This window comes from Halomonas sp. DP5N14-9 (genome assembly GCF_019802175.1).
Taxonomy (GTDB): Bacteria; Pseudomonadota; Gammaproteobacteria; order Pseudomonadales; family Halomonadaceae; genus Halomonas; species Halomonas litopenaei.
In genome coordinates this window covers 82,139-105,200 of record NZ_JAHVHR010000013.1, presented here as the reverse complement: position 1 = coordinate 105,200, position 23,062 = coordinate 82,139, and the positions used below count along the sequence as shown (strand labels likewise).

Below are 23,062 nucleotides of genomic sequence, written 5' to 3'. Positions count from 1 at the left end.
GTTAATCCGCCGGGCCAGTATAGGGCCCAGGCGGCGCGAGGTTAAGCGAAGCGGGACCGCCAAACGCAGCGGCGGGCCCGAAGGCCCGCCGCTGTTGCTTCCCGCAACCTTGCCGACGTCACCGCCGGCAACCGTCTCGCTGACGCTCAGTTGGTGCTTTCGGTGCTGGCGTCGTCGGTGACCGAGGCTGCCGCATCGCGCACCTTCTCGGCAGCCTGACGGGCCACGTCCTTGACCGTCTCGACGGCCTCGGCGGCACCGGAGGCTACCTCATCGGTCCACTGGGTAGACGACTCCTCGCCCTCGGCGGCCGCATCGGCGGAGCCCTCTTCGCTGGCCGCATCCGCCTGGGAAGCGTCGGCGGAGGAACCTTCCCCGCTCTGAGAGGCGTCGGCAGAAGCCTGATCACCCTCGCTGCCACCCGGGGTCTTCTCCATGGACTCGGACGAGGCCACGTCCTCGTCCTCGGCGGCGCTCTCGTTGGAGCCCTGCTCGCTGGCCGAGGCCGCGCTGTTGCCCGAGGACTGAGAAGAGTCCTGCTCCTGCGACGACTGTTCCTCTGCCGCCGACCGCTTCGCCGACTGAACGGCGATATCGGCCTGGCTCATGCCATCACTGCTCTGGTCGCCGCTGTTTTCGCCGCCACCACTCTGGTCGCCATTGCTCTGGTCGCCACCCCCGGAGCTGATGACCTCGACGGAGCCGCTGCTGCTTTCGCCCTGGGACGAGGCCTGCTTATCGGCACTACCCTCGCTGTCGCTGCCTTGACCGGAGGATGCGCCATCGGAGAGCTCGGCAGTGGCACGATCGAGGTTCTCGAGCTCGATGCGCCAGGTGTCGAGTTGATTGTTGAGACGAGCCAGACGCTGGCGACGCTCGTCGGCACGGGCCTCGAGTTCATCGATCCTGGCCTGCAGCTCATCGCGGCGGGCGACCGCTTCCTCGGCACGGGACTCGGCCTGGCGAACACGCGCCTCGGCCTGCTCGCGTTGCTCGGCGGTGCTGGCCAGCGTCTGCTCGAGGCGGGCCTGGGCCTGCTCGGCCTGCTTCTGCGCCTCCTGCTGCTGGCTCTCGAGGCTCGCCACTTCTTCCTCGAGTGAACCGACGGCGCTCTGCTTCTCTTCGATGGAGCTTTCCAGATCACTCAGGCGCTTCTCGGCGTCATCGACCTCTCCGGTCAAGGACTCAGCCTCGGACTTGAGCGAATCACGACGCTCCACCAGCTGCTGCTGTTCGTTCTGCGCCTCTTCCAGACGATTGCGCGCCGCCACCAGGTCGGACTGCAAGGATGCCTGGGTGGATTCGAGTTCCTTGAGATCGGCCTGTACCTGGGCGGCCTGCTCTTCGGCTGCCGCCTGGGCGGTACGCGCTTCGGCCTCCTCGGCCTTCAGGGTTTCGAGCTGGGCACGCATTTCCTCAAGCGAGGTCTCGGCCTCTTCCCACTGGGATACCTGGCTCTCGAGCTCGGCACGCTGGGCTTCCAGGGTAGCCTGGCTCTCTTCCAGCCCGGACACCTGCTCGCGCAGGGTCTCGACGCGTGACTCGCTGGCATCGAGTTCCTTGGTCAGGGCAGTGCGTGCCTCGCCGTTGGAACTGGCGCTGAGCTGGGCACCGATGGCCCAGATCAGGCTGACGCCGGCCACCGCCGCCAGGCCCTTGACGCGGTTGTCCTTGAACAGCTCCTTGGCATCCTTGCCGGAGGCTGAAGACTGGGTCGCCTCGGAGGTGTTGCCATCCTTCTCGGTGTTGTTGTCCTTGTCGGGATTGATCTCTTCCATTCGGGGGTCTCCCTTGGGGTGGGACGGGTCCTGAGGTTCGAGGACCAAAGTGATCACAGCATACTGCCTGACTGCGGGCGCGTCAGGGGTGTGCTCCATCAAAAATACGCGCTAGCGAGCATTAGAAAATTGCCGTGTACCCTATCCGAGCATGTTTTCCGCAGAGCGTCGAGCCCCATTACCGAAGCGCAGGAGTCTGCGGAAAGCCGCCCTCACAAGCGTTCAGGATGCAGCGCCTGTTCGATGCGCTACGTCTCCGGCTTGCCGCGTAGCGACTTGAGCTTGCCCCGCTGCTTCTTGCCTTCGAGGCGACGCCGCTTGGCCGCCTTGCTGGGCCGGGTGGCGCGACGCGCCTTGGGAATCACCAGTCCCTGCTGCAACAGCGATTTCAGCCTCGCCAGTGCCGCTGCGCGGTTGGCCTCCTGGGTGCGTTCCGACTGGGCCTTGATGATCACCACTCCGTCCTGGGTGATGCGATGATCATTGAGCGCCAAAAGGCGCTCCTTGACGTCGTCAGGCAACGACGATGCCTGAATATCGAAGCGCAGATGAATCGCCGAGGCGACCTTGTTGACGTTCTGGCCGCCGGCTCCCTGGGCACGAATCGCACTCATGGCGATCTCGCTATGAGGGACCGACAGACGTCGACTTAGTTGCATCTTGCCTCCCTCCTGGTGGCTTGTGATAAATGACGGTAGATGAACGGCGTTGGTGGCCAGTATCGCTGGTCGGTGCCGATGCCCGGTGCTGATACCCAGTGCTGATGCCCGTTGCCGATGCTCAATGTTGATGATCAACGCCAGGCCGTCGGCGGCCCCATCCGGTGGGAGCGACACACTTCAAGGCCTGATCGGACCGACGCCGAGCCCCTTGAGCATGACACGACGAACGGCCTTGAGCAGCGGATAGCTGAGGCGTGCTCGCCGTCTCGACGACAGCCACCACAGCATCCCACGCGACAACGGACCTCGACCTCGCCCGGCCACTGCCGCCATACGTACCGCCTGATCACCATGGTAGCGCTCGTCGCCGAGCTCCAGCACCATACCCTCGTCCAGGCGACAGCCCAGACGCTCCAGACGCCGGACCTCTTCGGGGTGATGGCGCGCATCAACGAGATCCAGCCGTCCCTTGGACAGTCCGTAGCGCGACACGAAGCTCCGACACAACGGACACTGTCCATCGTAGATCAGCCTGGCGTCGGATTCGGTGCGGGATTCCTGGTCTGCAGATGCCACTCGTTCCTCCCGGCGTACCCCCGCCCTTAGACCATCTGGTTGGGCAAGGGTTTGACGCTGACACTGGCTCCCAGCGTATCATGCCCTATCCCTCAAGGACGATTCGGGCCCATGACAGCACCGCGCTGGTACCAACACGCCGTCTTTACTCTGCTGCCACGGCTCGCCTTCTTCATGTGGCGGGTGCTGACCCACTTTCTGCATAATCGAGGAATGCTGCTGGCGGGCGGGGTCGGCTTCAATATTCTGCTGTCCACCATTCCGCTGTTCGCACTGATGGTGGTGGCGATGGCTCAGGTCGTTGACGAGCAGCAGCTGCTCAATGTGATCGCCATGCAGGCACGCCACATCGCCCCGACCCACGCCGAGGTGATGCTGGAGTCGGTGCGCGCACTGCTGGACTCCCGCGACGCGATCGGCATCTACGGCATCCCGGTGCTGCTGATCTTCAGCTCCTTCGCCTTTCGCATGCTGGAAGACGCCCTGGCGCTGATCTTCAGAAAGCCCGACGTCAAGGACACCCGCAGCCTCTGGGTCTCCTTCCTGTTGCCCTACGCCTTCATGCTGGTACTGAGTGCGGCGCTGCTGGCGCTGGCCATGGCGGTCAGCCTGGCCAGCACCCTCAATGGACTGTGGATGGCGCTATACGGCCGTGAGCTGCCCATGGCCTCGCTGTCGGAGCCGGCCCTCAACCTGACCAGCTTCGTCGGCGTCTTCCTGCTGTTCAGCGCCATCTACAAGGTCCTGCCGGTGGTACGCATTTCCCTGAGGCGCGCCTTGGCCGGGGGCTTTGCCGCCGCCCTGATGTGGGAAGGGGTCAGGATCGCCCTGGTCTACTACTTCGCCAACCTGTCACTGGTAAGCGCGGTCTACGGCCCCCTGGCGACCCTGATCGTGGTGCTGCTGAGCCTCGAGATCGGCGCCGTGATCCTGCTGCTGGGCGCCCAGGTCATCGCAGAGCTCGAGCACAACTGCCGCCTCGGCCTGCCCTGGCACCAGGACCCTCGCAAGCGCTCGCGGGTCGATGCCCTCAGCGGCGCTGCGGCTCCTTGCCCTGCAGGCGACGAATCAGCCCCATCAGGCCGCGACCGCTGATCATGCCCAGCAGGTAGATCACCACCACCAGCAGGGCCATCGGCATGGCAATGGTCCAGCCGAGCAGTTTCACCTGCACCATCTCGATGTTCTGCACCACCAGGATGGCGATCAGCGCCAGAATCACGACCTTTACCACCAACCAGAACTTTTCCATCGAAGACTCTCCTTGTGCCCGACACGGGCGTTGCGATGTCGCCACGCCGAGCTCGAAATTGTGTCAAATCGAGCGTCGGCCAGCGTGTGAAACATGGTCGCGGGGTGGCGGACTGTCAAGCTGGCCGGTCGAGGCACATCCTGCTCCCGCGTCGGTATCTCCACCGTCCGGCACAGCCCACCATCGAAGTCAGAAGGTGGACAGGCCGCTGGCCTCCATCAATCGATAGCGCCAGCCATCGAACCAGCCAGCCTCGTCCCGCGGCGCCCAGGCTCGGCTGGTTCGACGTCCGCCGCTCGAGTCCCAGCGCTGGTCGAACCAGGCGCCGATATCGTCGATGGCGGCGACCCCTCGCCCTTTTAGCAAGACGCTGCTTTCAAGATTCAAGTCGTCGAGATTGCGTCGGGTCAGGTTGGCCGAGCCGAGAATCACGGCGTCCGCCAGCTCGTCCTGCGCCGGGCCCCTTCTCACCAGCACCACCTTGCTGTGGCACTGCTCACCGTCGGTGACACACCAGCGCACCTGAACGCCCGCGTCCAACAGCTCTTCGGCCACCGGCTGATTGGGCAGGCCTCCCTTTTCGAAACCGAAGGCCTCACGATTGGGGTCAAGCAGCACCCGAACCGCCACTCCTCGCCCGCTGGCCTCCTTCAGCGCCTCGACCACCCCGCGGTGGGCGACATAGAAAGCAGCGACATCCAGCCGATCGCCGGCGACGGTGTCATCGACCTGAGCGAGCACGGCGTCACGGATGGCGGCTTCGGTCAGCAGTTGCGCCATCGCGCCATCCGATGGCTCGGCCTCAGGTGCTGGCGGCTGCGATAACTCGACGCCGGACCAGGACGCCACCTCGGCCTCCGAGGCGATGACGTCATGGGCGACGGGGCCATCGATCCTCAGCGCCACGTTGGAGTGCAGGCTACTGCCGTCGTGAGGATTGGCCGAGGTGATCAGTGTCGACCACCCTTCGGCGTGATCCACCGTCAGCGTCTTGCGATGATTGGCGCGAAAATTGAGCAGCGCCAGGTAGCTTCTCAGGGTCACCGGCTCGCCACCGAAGGCATTGGGCAGCCAGCCCCCGTCCGGGTCGTTGCCAAGCCGATCCAGTCCCAGATGCCAAAGGCCTGACCACAGCGGGTTGGAGGCGCGCAGGCGATCGAGACGGGTGATGGCAAGCTCGACCCCCGCCGCCTCCAGGCTCTGATAGAGCGGCACCCGCTGGCCTCCATAGAGAGTATTTAGGGGGTCGGTGATCACTACCACTCGCGGCGCCGGTTGGCGCTGGCGGGCGGCGATCAGCGCATCGGCAAGGCGTTCGGCCAGGGGCAGAAAGTCGCCCCCGCCACTGCCCTCGAGGCGATTGAACAGGAACATGTCGACGACGATCAGCCGGCGGGCACCCTCGATCATCGCCACCGCTTCGTCAAAGATGTGCTGATCAAGATGACGGCGGCCACCCTCGTCATACCAGGTTCGATCGGCGAGAAATTCGACCTCGCCCACTGGCCGCTCGGGCCAGGCCTTGCCGACGTTTTCCGGTAGTGGCTTGATACTCTGCCACAGCCCCATCCCCGCCCAGGCGACCAGCAGTACTGCCCCGCTCCATTTGATCGTGCGTCCCAGCCTGGCCATAGCGTCCTCTTGGCGAATTCATCCGTGGCGCACGAGCATAGCCCAAAACGTTTCACCCACACACGTACCCGTCTCCGCCGTCGCAGGCGGGACGATGCAGCAGCCTCAAACGCTCGCGCCCGGCACAGGGCCGGGCGCGAGAGACCATCGACGGTCAGTGGGAGATCGCTCAGCTCAGCGCCAGCACCCCACCGCAGACCGCGATGGCGGCGCCGAGGGCACGCACCAGGCGCTGTTCACGGCTGGCCAGCCAGCCACCCAGCACCCGCGCCAGCATGGTGATGGCAAGCGTCGAGGCCGAAAAGCCCACCACGTAGGCGACGAGTGAGGCGGCTGCCGGCATCTCGGCGCCGTGGGCGATGCCATGCATCGTCATCAGGGCGATCACCAGGCCTCCGCCAAGCGCTGCCGGCAGACGCATCAGCGCCGCCACCATGACCCCGGCGATCAGCACCGACAGGGCAATTCCCCCTTCCACACCGGGCAAGGCGCCGGCGGGAAGCGCGCCGGACAGCGCCAGACCAGCCCCGGCCAGCATGCCAGCCAGTGCCATCAGCGGGGTAAAGCGTCGCATGGCTGCCCCCTGCCCCAGACTCCACAGGCCAATAGCCGCCATCGCCAGCAGGTGATCGAGCCCTAACCAGGGGTGCATCAGGCCGGCGGCAAGGCCGCCATGCTCGACGCCGTGGCCGGGGTGCGCCAGCGCCAGCGGTGCGACAAGGCCAGCAGCCATGGCGCCGGCGATCGCCAGGGAACGGGAAGAAACACGAGAACGCTGTGTCATGACAGACTCCTTGTTGACTGAGAACGCAACGCTTCGGCTGCGTGGTAACGGGCGATTCAGGCTTCCACTGCCTCGGCTCGCCGGTCGGGCAACATGCCCCGCTCGAGAATGAAACCGATGATGGTGTCGAGACCGACGCCGTCATACAGATTGGTGAAGACAAAAGGACGTTCGCCACGCATCTTGCGCGAGTCACGGTCCATCACCTCCAGCGAAGCATGCACCTGCTCGGCAATGTCGATCTTGTTGATGATCAACAGATCCGACTTGGTGATGCCCGGCCCGCCCTTGCGCGGGATCTTGTCACCCGCGGAGACGTCGATGACGTAGAGCGTCAGGTCCGACAGCTCAGGACTGAAGGTGGCCGACAGGTTGTCGCCGCCGGACTCCACCAGCACCAGTTCGAGCCCCGGATGGCGGCGGTGCAGCTCGTCGATGGCCGCAAGGTTCATCGAGGCGTCCTCGCGGATCGCGGTGTGCGGACAGCCGCCGGTTTCGACGCCGAGGATGCGATCCGGCGACAGCGCCTCGTTGCGGGTCAGGAAGTCGGCGTCTTCCTTGGTGTAGATGTCGTTGGTCACCACGGCGATATCGTAGTGATCACGCAGGGCCCGACACAGCTGCTTGAGCAGCGCCGTCTTGCCCGAGCCCACCGGGCCGCCCACGCCGACGCGCAGGCACTGGGAGGGAGTGGTTGAAGTGGTCATGGTGTTCTCCTGCCTGTCATGTAAGGCCATTCCCCGACGTGTCGAAGACCGGAGAATGGCGCCGTCGATACCCCGGTATCGATGGCATCGTTGTCACTCGCTCAGCTGCGAAACAGCCGCGAGTACTGGGTTTCGTGCAGGCCGCTGGCCAGGGCGAGCTCCGGCAGCGCCGGCCCCATGTCGTCATCGTCGATGATCAGGGCACGCCCCACCGCCTCGACCAGCGCCGGACGCAGCCGCTCGACCAGTCGCTGGGCCGCGGTATGCCCGAGCGGCAGCGCCTTGCAGGCTGCCGCCAGCTGGTTCTCGAGCCAGGCCCAGGCAAAGCCCAGCATGGCCTGTCGCGGCGGCAACCCGCGGGCTACCGCCAGGGCGCTGAAGGCGGTCACATAGCCAGGCTCGTCAGGCAACCCGGCTTCGGGCGCCAGCGCCAGGCTGCGCATCAGGCGCACCAGCGACGCGCCAAGCTGGCGATCTTCTTCGCGCAGCTCTCGGGTCTCGCGTACCGCCCCCAGCCAGCAGTCCCAATGCGCCACCCTATCCTCGTCGCCCTGCTGCCAGGCCTCGACGAGTCGCGCCAGGGCAGGCAGTTCCGCCACCGCCAGGCCATCCTCCAGCACGCCCTCGAGCCAGTCGCCAAGACTCTTTTCATCGTGAACCCAGCCCAGTTCGAAGGCGCTCTCGAGCCCCTGGGACCAGGCGAAGGCGCCGATCGGCAACGCCGGGCTGACCAGCTGCAGCAGCCCCAGCAGGGCCAGATCATCGTGCGCCTGTGACGGAGACTCGATCCCGGCCATCAGGTGATCCCCTGAGCGTGGCTGTGTGAAGAGCCATGTGAAGAGCCGTGTGAAGAGCCATGTGACGAGCCGTGTGAATGGCCATGCCCGTGCGAATGCTCGTGCGAATGCCCGTGCCCATGGTCATGAGAATCACTGCGCGAATGCCCATGCGAATGCCCACCCATGGTGTAGGCGCCCGGCTCGGGATCAAACGGCGCCTGGTGGTGCTCGAGCCGCGCACCAAGGCGCTCGGCCAGCTCTTCCAGCACATGGTCCGGCGCAAAGCGCACGTAACAGCAGGCGTCACCCTGGTACTCGCCCTCGCCGATACCGAGGGTCACGTGGCGGTTGCCCAGGTGGTAGCACAACCGAGCCAACGCAAGGCCGGCGTCCGGCCCCGGCGCGACCCAGGCGGTCACCACCGGTTCCGGCGCAGCGATGACCCGGACGCGGCTGCCGTCCTCGGCCTGAAGACCGTCGCCGTGGCGCAGCACCGGCCCGCGTTCGAGAAACAGACCCGCCGCACGCCCACTGTCCAGGGTCACCCGCAGGCGCCCCTTGATGCGATCGTCGTAGCTCAGGGTCAGGGTGTCCTGGACGCCGTCTTGCCCTTCGCCGACGGGCAACGGCCCCAGCCGGCGGGTCAGCGACAATAGCGAACTCATGGATGACTCCTTGGTACTGTCAGCGGCACTGTCGAAAACCGTCATCATCGCTGACTCAAAAAAGGTGATAGCGCTGGGCCAACGGCAGCACGTCCAGCGGTTCACAGGTCAGAAGCTCGCCATCGCAGGTGACCTCGTAGGTCTGGGCGTCGACCTTGAGATCCGGGCAACGGTCATTGAGCTTCATGTCGCCCTTGCGCACCGCACGCACATCCCGGCAAGCCACCAGGCGGCTTTGAAGCCCCAGCCGGTCCTTGAGCCCCGCATCCAGCGCGGCCTGAGACACAAAGCTCACCCGGGTCGCCGCGGCGGCCTGGCCCAGCGCTCCGAACATCGGACGGTAGTGCACCGGCTGGGGTGTCGGGATAGAGGCATTGGGGTCGCCCATGGGGGCCATGGCGATCATTCCCCCCTTGAGCACCAGCGCCGGCTTGACGCCGAAGAAGGCCGGATCCCACAGCACCAGGTCAGCAAGCTTGCCCACCTCGACTGAACCGATCTCATCGGCCAGGCCGTGGGTGATGGCGGGGTTGATGGTGTACTTGGCCACATAGCGGCGGGCACGCAGGTTGTCGGCGCCACGTTCTTGATCTTCCGGCAGTAAACCACGCTGCACCTTCATCTTGTGAGCGGTCTGCCAGGTCCTGCACACCACCTCACCGACGCGTCCCATGGCCTGGGAATCCGAGGCGATCATCGAGATGACGCCGAGGTCATGCAGGATGTCCTCGGCGGCGATGGTCTCGCGGCGAATGCGCGAATCGGCGAAAGCCACGTCCTCGGGAATATTGGGGTCGAGGTGATGACACACCATCAGCATGTCCAGGTGCTCGTCGACGGTGTTCACCGTGTAGGGCCGGGTCGGGTTGGTCGACGACGGCAGCACATAGTCCTTCGAGCAGGCGGTGATGATGTCCGGTGCGTGGCCGCCCCCGGCGCCTTCGGTATGGTAGGTATGGATGCCGCGCTGCTTGAACGCCGCCAGGGTGTCCTCGACGAAACCGGACTCGTTGAGGGTGTCGGTGTGGATCGCGATCTGAACGTCGTAGCGCTCGGCCACGCTCAGGCAGGTATCGATGGATGCCGGGGTCGTACCCCAGTCCTCGTGCAGCTTGAGCCCCATGGCGCCCGCTTCGATCTGGGCCTCCAGCGCTTCAGGCAGGCTGGCGTTGCCCTTGCCGAGCAGACCGATGTTCATCGGCAGGCTGTCGCAAGCCTTGAGCATCTGGTGGATGTGCCAGCCCCCCGGCGTGCAGGTGGTGGCGTTCGATCCGGTGGCAGGCCCGGTACCGCCCCCCAGCATGGTGGTGATGCCGCTGGCCAGGGCCTCGTCCACCAGCTGCGGACAGATGAAGTGCACGTGGGCGTCGATGGCTCCGGCGGTGAGGATCTTGCCCTCGCCGGCGATGACCTCGGTGCCGGGTCCGATCACGATGGTGACGTCCGGCTGGGTGTCTGGATTGCCGGCCTTGCCGATGGCGGCGATGCGACCCGCCTGGAGGCCCACGTCGGCCTTGACGATGCCCCACCAGTCAAGGATCAGGGCATTGGTGATGACGGTGTCCATCACCGTCTGGTCGAGACGCTGGCTCTGCCCCATACCGTCACGAATGACCTTGCCACCACCGAACTTGACCTCGTCGCCGTAGTGGGTGGCGTCCTTTTCTACCTCGATCCACAGCTCGGTGTCTCCCAGGCGCACCCGGTCGCCGACGGTGGGGCCATAGATGTCGGCATAAGCCTGACGACTGATCTTCATCGGGCGTCCTCCTGACCGCTGTCGCCGCTGTGCGCGCCCGCATCGTCCAGCGCGCCCATGACTTCACCGCGAAAGCCGTAGATATGACGACGTCCGGCGAAGCTCACCAGGGTGACCTCACGGCTCTGCCCCGGCTCGAAGCGCACCGCGCTGCCGGCGGCCACGTCCAGACGAAAGCCCCGCGCCCTGTCGCGATCGAACGCCAGTGCCGGGTTGGTCTCGGCGAAGTGATAGTGGGATCCGACCTGAATCGGTCGATCTCCGCGATTGGCTACCTCCAGCGTGACCCTGTCGCGACCCTCGCACAGGGCGATGTCACCGTCCTTCAGTTGGTATTCTCCGGGGATCATCCCGCGCCCTCCCTATTGGTATCAGCGTATGAGCCTGTCGCGTCGCCCCCGGATCAAGCCGGGGCCTGGCAACCTCACGAGATCGGGTTGTGCACCGTTACCAGCTTGGTGCCGTCAGGAAAGGTGGCCTCGACCTGTACCTCGTCGACCATTTCCGCCACCCCTTCCATCACCTCGTCACGCCCCAGTATCTGGCGCCCTCGGCTCATCATCTCGGCCACACTCAGGCCTTCCCGGGCTCCCTCCATGATCTCGCAGCTGATCAAGGCCACCGCCTCGGGATAGTTCAGCTTGAGCCCCTTGGCGCGTCGCCGCTCGGCCACCAGGCCAGCGGTAAACAGCAAGAGCTTGTCCTTGTCACGCGGTGTCAGCTCCATCCTTTCATCCTCGATGTTGGTCAGGGTGGCCAGGGGTCGCCTGTCCCGCCCGGCATGACATTCAGGTAAACCAGATGCGCGGCACACAGGCCTCGCGATCCATCAGCATCGGACGCAGCAACGTCCAGGCCGCCTCGCACAGCGACCAGGCCTCGCGCCGCGAGTGACCGAGGTAGCGCAGCAGCAGGACGCCATCACGCACGGTGACCGCCCAGCGCTCGGCTTCACCAGCGCCGGGACTGCCGGCAAGGTCATTCCCTCCCTGCCCCAACCCTTGGCGCAGACGTTCGATCGCCGCGGACTCGTTTTCGAGCCCGACCGCCCACAGGGTTGCCTGGACGCTGCACCCTCGCTGCCCCCAGGCGCCGTGAAAACGACGATGGTCAGGGTCGAGGGGCTGGCGCTCGATCCACAGTGGTCGTCCGTCCCGGGATAACCGAAAGCGCTGTTCGAGGTGGCCGCTGGCAAACGGCAGGTCACTGGCCGGCCGGCCCAGCGCCAGCACCTCCCAGCCCAGGCAGCGGGCGCTGCCGGAAAGCTCGATCTCGGTGGCCTGCACCCCTCGCGAGCCGTCGAAGGCGATGGTTTCCTGGGGCAACCACTCGAGCAGCCCGCCCTCCTCGACCACCAGACGAGTGCGCTGGGACCAGGCCACGGCGTTGCGGTCGGCCCGATACAGCTTGTTGGCCGCCGGTGTGGTCAGCAGTGCCCGCGCGCCCGCGCCCACCCGCGCCTGGATATCCAGGATATCGCCGCTGACCAGGCCCCCCGGGGGATGCAGCAGATAGACGTGGCAGGTGCCGTCGCGGCCTTCGGGATAGAAGGGACGCTGCACCCGCAGGGGGCCGCGATGATCCACCCGATAGAGGCGAGTGGCCTGGCCATCATGGCGAAAGCCGAGATCGAGGCTGGCCTCCCAGCGCCGTCCTGCGTCGAAACGATGGCCGTGCCGATCGGTCGAATCCTGTGTTGTCTGCGCGCTCATGGCTCTCCCGGGCGGTCCGTCGAGTCGGCGTGGCAAGCGAAAGTAAAAAAGGCCACCACCATTGCCCAATCAAGGTGCAAGCCCCGTACCAGCTTCTCGAATCTCTATTTTTCTACTTATTTTTCAAATTCTTATAGAGCACCCAAGGATTGCACCAGAGAAAAGCACGCCTTTGGTCGCGCACAAAAAAAGTGCGCAACCTTACGATTGCGCACCATTGATGTGCAGCGATTCACCCTGATTGACGCGCTACCGCTCAGACGGTCAGGTAGCGCTTCACCACGGCGTCGTCGAGCTCACCGATATCACCGACGGCGACTCTCCGCCCACGATCGAGGATGGCGAAGTGGTCGGCGAAGCGTCGGGCAAAGGGCAGTTTCTGCTCCACCAGCAGCACGGTCAGCCCATCATCGGCGATCAACCGACGGATGACTTCGCCGATCTGGGCGACGATATTGGGCTGGATGCCCTCCCCCGGCTCGTCGAGGATCAACAGCTTCGGCTCGATCACCAGGGCGCGCCCGATCGCCAGCTGCTGCTGCTGACCGCCGGACAGATCGCCGCCACGCCGGTGACGCATCTCCTTGAGTACCGGGAACAGCTCATAGATCCGTTCGGGCACCTGGCGCAGGCCATCACCACGGGCGGCAAGGCCAGTGCGCAGATTCTCCTCCACCGTCATCAGCGGAAAGATCTGGCGTCCCTGGGGCACATAGCCCACGCCCAGGCGTGAGCGATCCTCGAGGCGACGCTTCTCCAGCGCGACACCGTCGGCGTAGTGAAGCTCACCGCCGGTGATCGGCACCTCGCCCATGATCGCTTTCATCAGGGTGGTCTTGCCGACGCCATTACGACCCAGCACACAGGTACAGGCCGCCCTGGGCACGTCGAGATCGAGATCCCACAGGGTGTGGCTCTCGCCATAGAACTGATTGAGCCCGCGAATGCTCAGCATCGATCCACCTCCTTGCCTGTCTCTCGCGCCCACCGGCCGCAGACCTTCGCCCACAGCGTGGCCAGCCTGCCGCGGGATGCGCCGTCCGCCCAGTACAGCGCTCTTACCGAAGACTGCTGAGGTACTCGCTCCAGTCCGATCATGCCGCCTCCTCGTCGCCACCCAGGTAGACCTCGATCACCCTGGGGTCGCTTGCCACCTTGTCCATACTGCCCTCGGCCAGCACCGAACCCTGATGCAGCACCGTCACCGTGCGGGCGATCGAACGCACAAAGCCCATGTCGTGCTCCACCACCACCACCGAGTGCTTGCCGGCGAGGCTCAACAACAGCTCTGCGGTACGCTCCATCTCCTGCTCGGTCATCCCCGCCACCGGCTCGTCGACCAGCAACAGTCGAGGGCGCTGCATCAACAGCATGCCGATCTCGAGCCACTGCTTCTGTCCGTGGGACAGGATGCCCGCCTGGCGGCGACTGAGCGACGCCAGGCCCACCGTCTCGAGCACCTCCTCGATTCGCGCCAGCACCTCCCCGGTCATGCGCGCCTTGAGGGTCGGCCACAGACTCTTGTCCATGGCCATCGCCAGCTCGAGGTTCTCGAACACCGTCAGCGCCTCGAACACCGTGGGCTTCTGGAACTTGCGCCCGATGCCGAGCCGGGCGATCTCCGGCTCGTTCTTGGTCAACAGGTTGTGGCGGCTGCCGAACCACACGCTGCCCTGATCCGGGCGCGTATTGCCGGTGATGATGTCCATCATGGTGGTCTTGCCAGCACCGTTGGGGCCGATGATGCAGCGCAGTTCGCCGTCGTCGATGGTCAGGTTGAGATCATTGATGGCCTTGAAGCCGTCGAAGCTCACCGACACGTCCTCGAGATAGAGGATCGGGCCGTGGCGCACGTCGACCGGCGATTGTTCCGGGACCAGGAAGTCGAAGACCCGATCGCGATCGGCCAGGCTCTGAAGAAAGCTCATGGGGTGGCCTCCCTGGGGGTTGCATCCAGCGTGTCGGTTGGCGTGTCGGGTTGCGTGTCGCTGTCATCGTCGCTGCCTTGCTGGCGAGAGCGTGACAAAAGCCCGGCGATGCCCTGGGGCAGCAGCACCGTCACCAGCACGAACAGCGCACCGAGCGCGAACAGCCAGGCCTCCGGCATCACCCCGGTGAACACGCTCTTGGCGTAGTTCACCGCCAGCGCACCGATCACCGCGCCATAGAGGGTGGCACGGCCACCCAGGGCCACCCACACCACCACCTCGATGGAGAACAGCGGCGAGAACTCGCTGGGGTTGATGATGCCCACCTGGGGCACATAGAGGGCGCCGGCGACCCCGGCCAGCATGGCCGAGACGACGAACACGAACAGCTGATAGCGCTCCACCCGGTAGCCGAGAAAGCGGGTGCGGGACTCGGCGTCGCGCACCGCCACGCAGACCCGCCCGAGCTTGCTGACCACGATGGCGCGGCACAGCAGGAAGCCCAGCGCCAGCGCCACGCCGGATGCAATGAACAGCCCCAGTCGTGTGGCGTCGGCGGACAGGTCGAAGCCCAGCAGTTCCTTGAAGTCGGTCAGGCCGTTGTTGCCGCCAAAGCCCATCTCGTTGCGGAAGAACGCCAGCATCAGCGCAAAGGTCAGCGCCTGGGTGATGATCGACAGATAGACCCCGGTGACCCGCGAACGGAACGCCAGGAAGCCGAACACCAGCGCCAGCAGGCCCGGCGCCAGCAGCACCATCACAAAGGCAAAACCGGCCATGTCGAAGCCAAGCCAGTACCAGGGCAGACTGTCCCAGTCGAGGAACACCATGAAGTCCGGCAGCAGTGGATCGCCGTAGACACCGCGGTCGCCGATCTGGCGCATCAGGTACATGCCCATGGCGTAGCCGCCGAGGGCGAAGAAGGCGCCGTGGCCCAGGCTGAGAATCCCCAGGTAACCCCAGACCAGATCCACCGCCACCGCCAGCAGCGCGTAGCACAGGTACTTGCCCAGCAAGGTAACGGTATAAGTAGAGACATGCAGCGGATGCTCCGGCGCCAGCAGCAGATTTGCCGCCACCACCAGCGCCATGGTGGCACCGAGCACCGCCAGGAAGATCAGAGTCGACCGCTCGCCGAACGGGCGAGCCAGCCATAGTCGGGATGATGGCATCGCTCAGCCCTCCGCCGCGCGGCCCTTCTGGGGAAAGAGTCCCCTCGGGCGCTTTTGAATGAACAGAATGATGAACACCAGCACCAGGATCTTGGCCAGTACCGCCCCGGCCCAGGGCTCCAGCACCTGATTGATCACCCCCAGCGAGAGCCCCGCCACCAGGGTGCCCCACAGATTGCCGACCCCGCCGAACACCACCACCATGAAGGAGTCGATGATGTAGTTCTGGCCGAGGTTGGGACCGACGTTGGTGAGCTGTGACAGCGCCACCCCGGCAAGGCCAGCCACCCCCGACCCCAGCGCGAAGGTCAGGATGTCGACGCGGGTCGCGCGAATGCCCATGGAGCGTGCCATGGCACGGTTCTGGGTTACCGCGCGTACCTCCAGTCCCAGCCGGGTGCGGCGCATCACCAGCATCAGGGCGGCAAACACCAGGATGGCGAAGCCCAGCACATAGAGGCGATTGAGGGTCAGCGACAGCGCCTCGTTGATCACCAGCGAGCCGCTCATCCACTCGGGCGTCACCACGGTACGGTTGAGCGGTGAGATCAGGGTGCGCACCAGCTGCTGCAGGATCAGGCTGACGCCGAAGGTCGCCAGCAGGGTTTCCAGCGGACGTCCCTTGAGGAACTGGATGACGCCTCGCTCGATGGCCACACCCACCAGCGCCGCCACCAGAAAGCCCGCCGGAATCGCCAGCAGCAGCGCAAGCCCCGGCTGCCCCGGCAACAGCTGCTGCATCGCCCAGGTGGTGTAGGCCCCCAGCATGATCAGCTCGCCGTGGGCCATGTTGATCACCCCCATGACGCCAAAGGTGATAGCCAGGCCGATCGCCGCCAGTACCAGCACCGAACCCAGCGACAGGCCGAAGTAGAGCGTCTCGGCGGCGCGGTTGAGCTTGAGCGCCTGCTCGCTCTCGGCCAGCGCCGCCTGTGCGGCTTCTGCCAGCGCCACGTCGTCGCTGCGGCTGGCCTGCATCAGCGCGGCCCTGGCCTGGCCATTGAGGCTACCGGACAGCGCCTCGACCGCCGCGACGTCCCCCTGCTCGACCCGCGCGATGGCGATGGCCTGCTCAAGGGTCGCCGCCACCTCGGGGTCGCTCTCGGCGGCGGCCAGCTCGCTCAGCGAATCGACGGCCTCGGCCTCGACCTCGCCCAGCAGATCCCGCGCCGCCGCCAGCCGCTGGGCAGGGTCGTCGACACGCAGGTCGATCAGCGCCAGGGTGCTGTCCAGATAGCCCCTGAGACTGTTGTTGATGGAGACGCGGTCGAGCTCGCGGCGCGATATTTCGCCCGCCGGATCCAGCGTCAGGGCGTCGGCCACGGGCCAGTTGCGACCGCGATTTTCCAGTACCACGACGATAGCGCCGCTGTCCTTGACGCGGGCGAGCTTGCCCTCGGCAAAGCTCTCGAGCCAGCGCCGGGCGCGCTCGTCACCGCTCTCGGCAATGGCGTCGATGGCCGCTTCCTTGTCGCGGAAGCTGGACTCGGCCAGCGCCGACAACAGCGCCGGCCCCTGGTCGGAAGACGCGGCCTTAGAAGCGCCGGCGTCCTGAGCCCAAGCCTGGCCCAGCCCCAGGGCGACGAGGCAAAGCAGCACCAGCGCGCTCAGCCAGTGACGACCTGCAATTAAATTCATGGTGAGGTCCCTTGAGACACCCGGGTGCCGACGGCACCACGGGCAGGGTTGGCGTGATCCGGGCCGGTGCGCCGTGCACACCGGCCCCTTGTCGTTATGTTCTATTCGCTGGAGGCGACGTCTGAGCCACCACCGCAGCTACCCTGCACCACGTTGTAGTTGCCGCACTCAAGCGGAGCACGCCAGTCGCTGATCAGATCGCGGGAGCCTTCCAGATAGTCGGACCAGGCGTCGCCGGCCACGGTGGACGGGGTCTGCCACACCACCGAGAACTGGCCGTTGTCCTGGATCTCGCCGATCAGCACCGGCTTGGTGATGTGGTGGTTGGGCATCATGGTGGCGTAGCCACCGGTGAGATTGGGCACCGACACACCGATGATCGCTTCCTTGACCGCATCTACATCGGTGGTCTCGGCCTTGCGCACCGCCTCGGCCCACATGTTGAAGCCGATATAGTGGGCTTCCATGGGGTCGTTGGTGACGGCGTTGTCGTCGCCGGTGTAGTCGTACCAAGCGTCGATGAAGTCGTAGTTGACGTCTTCATCCACGCTCATGAAGTAGTTCCAGGCCGCCAGGTGGCCGACCAGCGGCGCGGTGTCGAGACCGGACAGCTCCTGCTCGCCCACCGAGAAGGCCACCACCGGGATGTCCGAGGCCTCGACGCCCTGGTTGGCCAGCTCCCGGTAGAAGGGCACGTTGGCGTCGCCATTGATGGTGGAGACCACCGCCGTCTTCTTGCCGGCACCACCGAACTGCTTGATCTCGGAGACGATGTTCTGCCAGTCGGAGTGACCGAAGGGGGTGTAGTTGACCATGATGTCCTCGTCGGCCACGCCCTGTGATTTCAGGTAGGCTTCGAGGATCTTGTTGGTCGTGCGCGGATAGACATAGTCGGTACCGGCCAGCACCCAGCGCTCAACACCGACCTCGTTCATCAGGTAGTCCACCGCAGGAATCGCCTGCTGGTTGGGCGCAGCGCCGGTGTAGAAGACGTTTTCGGAGGATTCCTCGCCTTCGTACTGCACCGGATAGAACAGCAGACCGTTGAGCTCCTCGACCACCGGCAGCACCGACTTGCGCGACACCGAGGTCCAGTTGCCGAAGATCACGTCGACCTCTTCCTGCGCCAGCAGCTCGCGGGCCTTCTCGGCAAACAGCGGCCAGTTGGAGGCCGGGTCCACCACCACCGGCTCAAGCTCGCGGCCGAGCAGGCCACCCGCTTCGTTCTGCTGCTCGATCAGCATCAGCATGGTGTCTTTCAGGGTCGACTCGCTGATCGCCATGGTACCGGACAGGGAATGCAGGATACCGACCTTGATCGGGTCCTCCTGGGCGAGCGCCGGTGCGGCGATGGCCAGCGACAGCGTGGACACGGCCAGGCTGGCCAGCACCTTTCTAGAAAGCGCTTTGGAACGGTGGGCACAAACCTGCGTAGAAGAGATCGAAGCGGTGGGCATGGGAAACCTCCAGGGGTTGCCTTGTCGTTGTGATGGACCATCGTCGAGAGGGAGCCAAACGGTTCAGGTAAAACCGCTGTATCGCTCAGGCCTGACGTCTTGCGACGTCGACCTCCATCACCACTTCAAGCAAGTCCCATGCCAGCCATATAAAACATTTATAAATTCCGACATTACGTCGGCCAAGAAGGGGGCTTACCCACCCCGCCTTGCGCCACAAGAGAGCATCTCGCGCCACCGGGGCGCACCAATGCACCACATGTGGTGCACTTCGCTACCCCGCCCCCTACTTCTGCACCACCACAGCGCCAACCAGCGGTGCACCCCGCCACGGCCGGCACCAGAAAGGAGCGCCCTATATCGAGACGCTTCACTTGCAGGGCTCAGCATGACGGCAGCGGCGAGTACAAGTGTTCCGAGCGCAGCCACCTTTCAGCGACACAGCTGGGGTGTCTGTTCGGAAGGCAAATGGGAGTCGATACGAAAACATCACCGAGACAAGGCACGTAGCCATGCGTCCACATTCATCCGTTCGTGGAAGACTTCGACAAGTTCGAGTGTCTCGTCCGTCTCGCGCAAGATCAGATAGTGTCGACCTTCACGGAAGTAGCGAAGGTGAGATTCATGGCCAACAGTGCACGATAGTGTCGAGCATGGCCTGGGATGGGGCGGATGTCCCGCCGCCAGGGATTCAAGGCGGTGAACAAGTTGTGCCGTATACCGCTCGGCTCTCGCCTCGCCGAATTCCGATAGGGTCCAACGAAGAATATCTTTCAGGCTTGCAAGTGCCGCCGGCGCATAAATCAATCACGTCAAGAAGCATCGCCAGTTCGAGCAGCCTCGAGAACACTACCCAGAACTTTTCGTGGATCACCGGTTACACCTTCTCCACGATCAAGCTGCTCAAGCGCGACACCTATTCGAGAGCCGATGAGCGCAATCTCACGACGTTCCTTGAGTGCACGCAACCCCGCTCGTAGCACTTCGCTGGCATTGGCGTAATCCCCAGAGGCCACCAGTTCGTCGATAAAACCATCTAGTTCAGGCGTGAGCGCCACGTTTCGAGCATGATTGGCCGGCATACGCCCTCCTATTGACCAGAATACATCTGGTGCAAGATTGGCCAGGGGTGGCCAGATTAGCCACCCCTGGAACCCGACCAGGACCGTCTGCGCGACCGACGTCTCTCGCAACACTTGGCGCGCACTACCTTGAAGACATCGAACCTGAACCGGACTGGGTGTCCCGCCATGTGCCCCCTTGGGACCCGACACAGGGCCAAGCACCAGACCGTTTCATCGACAAGGCTTAGCCCTCGAGCTGTCGCAGCACCTGTTCGGTAAAGGCGCTGCAGCCGGTATCGCCGCCGAATTCCCGGGGCCGATACCGGCCATCGGACAGTACGCCGTCCACCGCTTGACGCAACCGACCGGCGGCGTCAGACAAACGATCGTCGGCGTGCTCCACCGCCAGCCATTCGAGCATCATGGCCCCGGACAACAGGGTGGCGATGGGGTTGGCGGCGTCCTGCCCGGCGATATCCGGGGCGCTGCCGTGGGCCCCCTGGAACAGACCGTGGCGATCGCCCAGTTCGGCAGACGGCGACACCCCCATCCCGCCGACGGTGGCCGCCCCCAGGTCCGAGATGATGTCACCGAACAGATTCTCGGCAACGATCACGTCATAGAAGTCCGGGCGCTTGACCAGGTGCACCGTCATGGCGTCAACGTAGGCATAGTCGAGTTCGACGTCGTTGAACTCGGCGCCTACCTCGTCGCATACCCGACGGAAGAAGGCGTAGCTTCTGAGGATGTTGGCCTTGTCGCAGACGGTGAGCCGCCGCTTGCCGTCCTTCGGTGCGCCCTGACGTCGCCGTGACAGCTCCAGGGCGAAGCGCGCGACTCGCTCGGTGCCCTTGCGGGTGATCACCAGGCTGTCGCTGGCCATCTCGTCTCGCAGCACCACCCCGGCGCCGCGGCTGGCGTAGAGGCCTTCGGTGTTCTCGCGCACGATGACATAGTCGATGGTACCGGGCTGATGGTGTCTCAGCGGCGACTCGACCCCGGGCAGCAGGCGGATCGGACGCACGTTAGCGTAAAGGTCCAGTCCGAAGCGCAGCTTGAGGTGCAGGTCGTTGCCCACCTCGGTACCGTCGTCGTAGGTCACCCCCGGCAGCCCGGCGGCTCCATGCAGGATGGCGTGACTGGCCCGACAGGCGTCCAGCGTCGACTGGGGCAGCACCTCGCCGGTCTTGTCATAGTGCCCCGCTCCACCGTCGAGCCAGTCGAAACGCAGCACGTCGCTACCCAGCAGCGCTTGCAGTACCTGCACCGTGGCGCCCGCCACCTCCGGGCCAATACCGTCACCAGCGATAGTGGCAATTCGATAACTCACAGAGATTCCCTCGTCTTGTTGTTGTCCATTGATGGTGGCCTCGCAGTATCGTGGTGCAGCGATGTTCTATCCATGGGACCTTATGGTCGATGGCGATGGCGATGGCTACGTCAGAGATCACGCCGCATGATCAGATCCCTGTCCACCACATCGCCCATCTGAAAACTGTGGGTGCCTACCTCGACAAAGCCCCGGGAGCGATAGAAGGCGATGGCGGGATGATTGTTTTCCCACACGCCCAGCCAGACGAAGGCCCTGGCCTGTTCTCGCGCCTCGGTGATGGCCTTGTCGTACAGCATCTTGCCAAGCCCTCGGCCCTGGGCCTCGGCCAGCAGATAGATGCGCTCGATCTCGAGACCATTGTGCTCGCTCAGATCGGTCTGGGCCTCCCCCCAGTTGAGCTTGAGATAGCCGACCGCTACGGGCCCCTTGGCAACGCCCTCGCGCTCCTTTCCCGCTTCACCCGTCTCGCTGCGGCCGGCCTCTTCCAGCAGCCAGAATCGCGACTGTGGGCAGGCCAGCTCGCGCTGAACCCGCCCAAGGTCAAAGGCATCATTCAGATAGCGCTCCATGGTCGCCTTGGAGTAAAAGTCGACAAAGGTCTGGTAAAAGGTGCGGCGCCCCAGGGCGGCCAGCGTTTCGGCGTCCTCCAGCGTTGCCTGTCTCAGGCAGTCATTCATCTCGCGTCCTTGCTCCATCGTTGTTGCCCCATCGTTGCTGCCCCAGCGGGTGGAATCATCGCTGCTGATCGCCACACAGCACGGCAGCGTCACAAGCCGAACGTCCATTCCCTCGAAGGCCTTCGCGGATACCCTCGCGTTCTTCCTGAGGCTTGTGCTGCCGGGCTTGTACTAGTCAGCCAAGTGCTTGCCCACCAGTCGCCCGATCTCGAGTGCCAGTCCAAGGGGTCAATCACCTTCGTACCTTGGCGCTGGATCATCTCCACACAGCACGGCAGCGTTACGAGCCGAACGCCCATCCCCTCGAAGGCCTTCGCGGATACCCTCGCGTTCTTCCTGAGGCTTGTGCTGACTGGCCTTATGTTTGCCCACCAGGCGCGTCACCTCGAGCTCCACCCCCACAATGCCACGCCGCATCCCCTCCAGGTAGTCCTCGGGGGCGTCGTCCACCGCCCAGGGCGCTTCCCTGCCCGCCTCGAAGCGATCGACCAGCGACGTCAGGTGCGAGGTGAGCCAATCGCTTTCACGCTGGAAGACGAGCCGACCATGGGCATGCACCACCTGGTAGTTCCAGGTCGGCACCACGCGACCATGCCGGCGCTTGTCGGGATACCAGCCAGGCGAAATATAGGCGTCGGGGCCATGAAAGATCGCCACCGCCTCGATCGCTCCCGCGTCTGCTCGCTCACCCTCACCCAGCCGCCACAGGGCGTTGGCGCGGGCGATATGGCCACGCAGCACCAGCGCGCCCTGTGACGTCTGCTCGACCATCAACGGCAGGTGGTCGATACACACCCCCTGGTCACCGTCGGTGACCAGAGTCGCAAAGGGATAGGCTCGGACCACCGCCATCATGGCGTCTTCGTCGGTCATGGCGAAGTGTCTTGGCTGATACAAGGGTCACGCGCTCCTTCAGAGTGGTTGGCATCCATCAATGTTGACTGCGAGAAGTAGAAGTTTATGTGCCCGCAGGGTCATCCAGGTTCAGGGTATAGGCGTAGAAGGCGTCGTTGCGTTGCCAGTTAAGTGACTCATACAGCGCCTGGGCGGTGTGGTTGTGGGTCTGGGTATTAAGCGTCAACTGGCCCACGCCCTGCTCCCTCGCCAGGTTCGCGGCGGCCTCCATCAGCTCACGGCCGATCCCCTTGCCACGCGCCTCGGGCGCCACGAACAGGTCGGCCAGGGTCCAGCGCGGTCCCACCCGTACCGTGGATAGCGTCGGATAGAGCTGAACGAAGCCTTCGAGCACACCCTCGTTGTCGCTGACCAGCAGGCGCGAGTCGGCGAGCGCGAGGCGCGTCTGGAGAAAGTCGCGGGCAGCCTGGATGTCGCTTTCCTGTGAATAGAACACCCGGTAGCCATCGAGCAGCTCACTCAGGGGTTGTAGATCGGCGATACAGGCAGGACGAACATGGTTCATGAGTCACCTTTCACATTGGCGGTCGTGTGCGCCGGCTGGCCAGAGGCGCACCGGCTCGTCGGGATGA

At 64.8% G+C, this 23,062-nt stretch carries 25 protein-coding genes; 1 reads left to right on the top strand and 24 read right to left on the bottom strand.

All coding sequences use genetic code 11. The annotated features are described in order from the left end of the window. Positions 1 to 146: 146 nt before the first annotated feature. The 3 genes from KUW00_RS09200 to KUW00_RS09190 all read right to left on the bottom strand — a co-directional run bounded on the left by KUW00_RS09200 (position 147) and on the right by KUW00_RS09190 (position 3,016). Complete coding sequence (locus tag KUW00_RS09200; protein ID WP_222568888.1) at positions 147 to 1,778, bottom strand: hypothetical protein; 1,632 nt, start codon at positions 1,776 to 1,778, stop codon at positions 147 to 149. A gap of 248 nt (positions 1,779 to 2,026) precedes the next feature. Then, the gene (gene arfB, locus KUW00_RS09195; protein ID WP_045992488.1) at positions 2,027 to 2,437 is read right to left on the bottom strand and encodes an alternative ribosome rescue aminoacyl-tRNA hydrolase ArfB; all 411 of its coding nucleotides are present in this window, start codon (positions 2,435 to 2,437) and stop codon (positions 2,027 to 2,029) included. Positions 2,438 to 2,617: 180 nt separating this feature from the next. Further along, the gene (locus KUW00_RS09190) at positions 2,618 to 3,016 is read right to left on the bottom strand and encodes a DCC1-like thiol-disulfide oxidoreductase family protein (protein ID WP_045992489.1); all 399 of its coding nucleotides are present in this window, start codon (positions 3,014 to 3,016) and stop codon (positions 2,618 to 2,620) included. 111 nt (positions 3,017 to 3,127) lie between these two features. On the opposite strand from KUW00_RS09190, the gene KUW00_RS09185 reads away from it, so the two are divergent. After that, positions 3,128 to 4,111 (top strand): YihY/virulence factor BrkB family protein, encoded by a 984-nt coding sequence (locus KUW00_RS09185; RefSeq protein WP_083970369.1) that lies wholly within the window; start codon positions 3,128 to 3,130, stop codon positions 4,109 to 4,111. Here the strand turns inward: KUW00_RS09185 and KUW00_RS09180 are convergent. The 21 genes from KUW00_RS09180 to KUW00_RS09080 all read right to left on the bottom strand — a co-directional run bounded on the left by KUW00_RS09180 (position 4,047) and on the right by KUW00_RS09080 (position 22,995). Continuing rightward, entirely contained in the window at positions 4,047 to 4,268 is a 222-nt protein-coding gene (locus tag KUW00_RS09180) for a DUF1049 domain-containing protein (RefSeq protein WP_045992490.1), read from the bottom strand. The two genes, KUW00_RS09185 and KUW00_RS09180, sit on opposite strands and share 65 nt — an antisense overlap. Positions 4,269 to 4,457: 189 nt before the next feature. Continuing rightward, the gene (locus tag KUW00_RS09175) at positions 4,458 to 5,900 is read right to left on the bottom strand and encodes a phospholipase D-like domain-containing protein (protein ID WP_222568887.1); all 1,443 of its coding nucleotides are present in this window, start codon (positions 5,898 to 5,900) and stop codon (positions 4,458 to 4,460) included. A gap of 169 nt (positions 5,901 to 6,069) precedes the next feature. After that, positions 6,070 to 6,684 carry a HupE/UreJ family protein gene (locus KUW00_RS09170; RefSeq protein ID WP_108133082.1) on the bottom strand — a complete coding sequence of 205 codons (615 nt, stop codon included), beginning with the start codon at positions 6,682 to 6,684 and terminating at the stop codon, positions 6,070 to 6,072. Between the two features lie 56 nt (positions 6,685 to 6,740). After that, the gene (ureG, locus tag KUW00_RS09165; protein WP_045992492.1) at positions 6,741 to 7,391 is read right to left on the bottom strand and encodes an urease accessory protein UreG; all 651 of its coding nucleotides are present in this window, start codon (positions 7,389 to 7,391) and stop codon (positions 6,741 to 6,743) included. A gap of 101 nt (positions 7,392 to 7,492) precedes the next feature. After that, complete coding sequence (locus KUW00_RS09160) at positions 7,493 to 8,188, bottom strand: urease accessory protein UreF (protein ID WP_222568886.1); 696 nt, start codon at positions 8,186 to 8,188, stop codon at positions 7,493 to 7,495. Next, entirely contained in the window at positions 8,188 to 8,835 is a 648-nt protein-coding gene (gene ureE / locus KUW00_RS09155) for an urease accessory protein UreE (RefSeq protein ID WP_222568885.1), read from the bottom strand. Before ureE ends, KUW00_RS09160 begins: the two co-directional genes overlap by 1 nt. A gap of 55 nt (positions 8,836 to 8,890) precedes the next feature. Continuing rightward, the gene (gene ureC / locus KUW00_RS09150) at positions 8,891 to 10,594 is read right to left on the bottom strand and encodes an urease subunit alpha (RefSeq protein ID WP_222568884.1); all 1,704 of its coding nucleotides are present in this window, start codon (positions 10,592 to 10,594) and stop codon (positions 8,891 to 8,893) included. Further along, the gene (locus KUW00_RS09145; RefSeq protein ID WP_213227080.1) at positions 10,591 to 10,944 is read right to left on the bottom strand and encodes an urease subunit beta; all 354 of its coding nucleotides are present in this window, start codon (positions 10,942 to 10,944) and stop codon (positions 10,591 to 10,593) included. Before KUW00_RS09145 ends, ureC begins: the two co-directional genes overlap by 4 nt. A 74-nt stretch (positions 10,945 to 11,018) precedes the next feature. After that, complete coding sequence (gene ureA, locus KUW00_RS09140) at positions 11,019 to 11,321, bottom strand: urease subunit gamma (protein ID WP_045992496.1); 303 nt, start codon at positions 11,319 to 11,321, stop codon at positions 11,019 to 11,021. Between the two features lie 61 nt (positions 11,322 to 11,382). Continuing rightward, positions 11,383 to 12,306 carry an urease accessory protein UreD gene (locus tag KUW00_RS09135; RefSeq protein WP_222568883.1) on the bottom strand — a complete coding sequence of 308 codons (924 nt, stop codon included), beginning with the start codon at positions 12,304 to 12,306 and terminating at the stop codon, positions 11,383 to 11,385. A 256-nt stretch (positions 12,307 to 12,562) separates the two neighbouring features. After that, positions 12,563 to 13,261, bottom strand: coding sequence for an urea ABC transporter ATP-binding subunit UrtE (gene urtE, locus KUW00_RS09130; RefSeq protein WP_045992498.1), 699 nt, complete (start codon positions 13,259 to 13,261; stop codon positions 12,563 to 12,565). 139 nt (positions 13,262 to 13,400) lie between these two features. Next, complete coding sequence (gene urtD, locus KUW00_RS09125; protein WP_222568882.1) at positions 13,401 to 14,234, bottom strand: urea ABC transporter ATP-binding protein UrtD; 834 nt, start codon at positions 14,232 to 14,234, stop codon at positions 13,401 to 13,403. Next, positions 14,231 to 15,406 (bottom strand): urea ABC transporter permease subunit UrtC, encoded by a 1,176-nt coding sequence (gene urtC / locus KUW00_RS09120; protein ID WP_222516528.1) that lies wholly within the window; start codon positions 15,404 to 15,406, stop codon positions 14,231 to 14,233. Before urtC ends, urtD begins: the two co-directional genes overlap by 4 nt. Positions 15,407 to 15,409: 3 nt before the next feature. After that, positions 15,410 to 17,044 carry an urea ABC transporter permease subunit UrtB gene (gene urtB, locus KUW00_RS09115; RefSeq protein WP_222568881.1) on the bottom strand — a complete coding sequence of 545 codons (1,635 nt, stop codon included), beginning with the start codon at positions 17,042 to 17,044 and terminating at the stop codon, positions 15,410 to 15,412. Positions 17,045 to 17,145: 101 nt separating this feature from the next. Next, the gene (urtA, locus tag KUW00_RS09110; RefSeq protein ID WP_108133074.1) at positions 17,146 to 18,501 is read right to left on the bottom strand and encodes an urea ABC transporter substrate-binding protein; all 1,356 of its coding nucleotides are present in this window, start codon (positions 18,499 to 18,501) and stop codon (positions 17,146 to 17,148) included. 489 nt (positions 18,502 to 18,990) lie between these two features. Then, entirely contained in the window at positions 18,991 to 19,308 is a 318-nt protein-coding gene (locus KUW00_RS22645) for a type II toxin-antitoxin system RelE/ParE family toxin (RefSeq protein ID WP_222568880.1), read from the bottom strand. A gap of 5 nt (positions 19,309 to 19,313) precedes the next feature. Further along, positions 19,314 to 19,583 (bottom strand): type II toxin-antitoxin system ParD family antitoxin, encoded by a 270-nt coding sequence (locus tag KUW00_RS09100; protein ID WP_108133072.1) that lies wholly within the window; start codon positions 19,581 to 19,583, stop codon positions 19,314 to 19,316. A 226-nt stretch (positions 19,584 to 19,809) separates the two neighbouring features. Next, the gene (locus KUW00_RS09095) at positions 19,810 to 20,895 is read right to left on the bottom strand and encodes an isocitrate/isopropylmalate dehydrogenase family protein (protein ID WP_197037131.1); all 1,086 of its coding nucleotides are present in this window, start codon (positions 20,893 to 20,895) and stop codon (positions 19,810 to 19,812) included. A gap of 110 nt (positions 20,896 to 21,005) precedes the next feature. Beyond that, positions 21,006 to 21,683: a GNAT family N-acetyltransferase gene (locus KUW00_RS09090; RefSeq protein WP_222568879.1), complete on the bottom strand. Its 678-nt coding sequence runs from the start codon at positions 21,681 to 21,683 to the stop codon at positions 21,006 to 21,008. A 120-nt stretch (positions 21,684 to 21,803) separates the two neighbouring features. Beyond that, the gene (locus KUW00_RS09085; RefSeq protein ID WP_222568878.1) at positions 21,804 to 22,472 is read right to left on the bottom strand and encodes an FMN-binding negative transcriptional regulator; all 669 of its coding nucleotides are present in this window, start codon (positions 22,470 to 22,472) and stop codon (positions 21,804 to 21,806) included. 61 nt (positions 22,473 to 22,533) lie between these two features. After that, positions 22,534 to 22,995 (bottom strand): GNAT family N-acetyltransferase, encoded by a 462-nt coding sequence (locus tag KUW00_RS09080; protein ID WP_045992505.1) that lies wholly within the window; start codon positions 22,993 to 22,995, stop codon positions 22,534 to 22,536. Positions 22,996 to 23,062 lie beyond the last annotated feature (67 nt).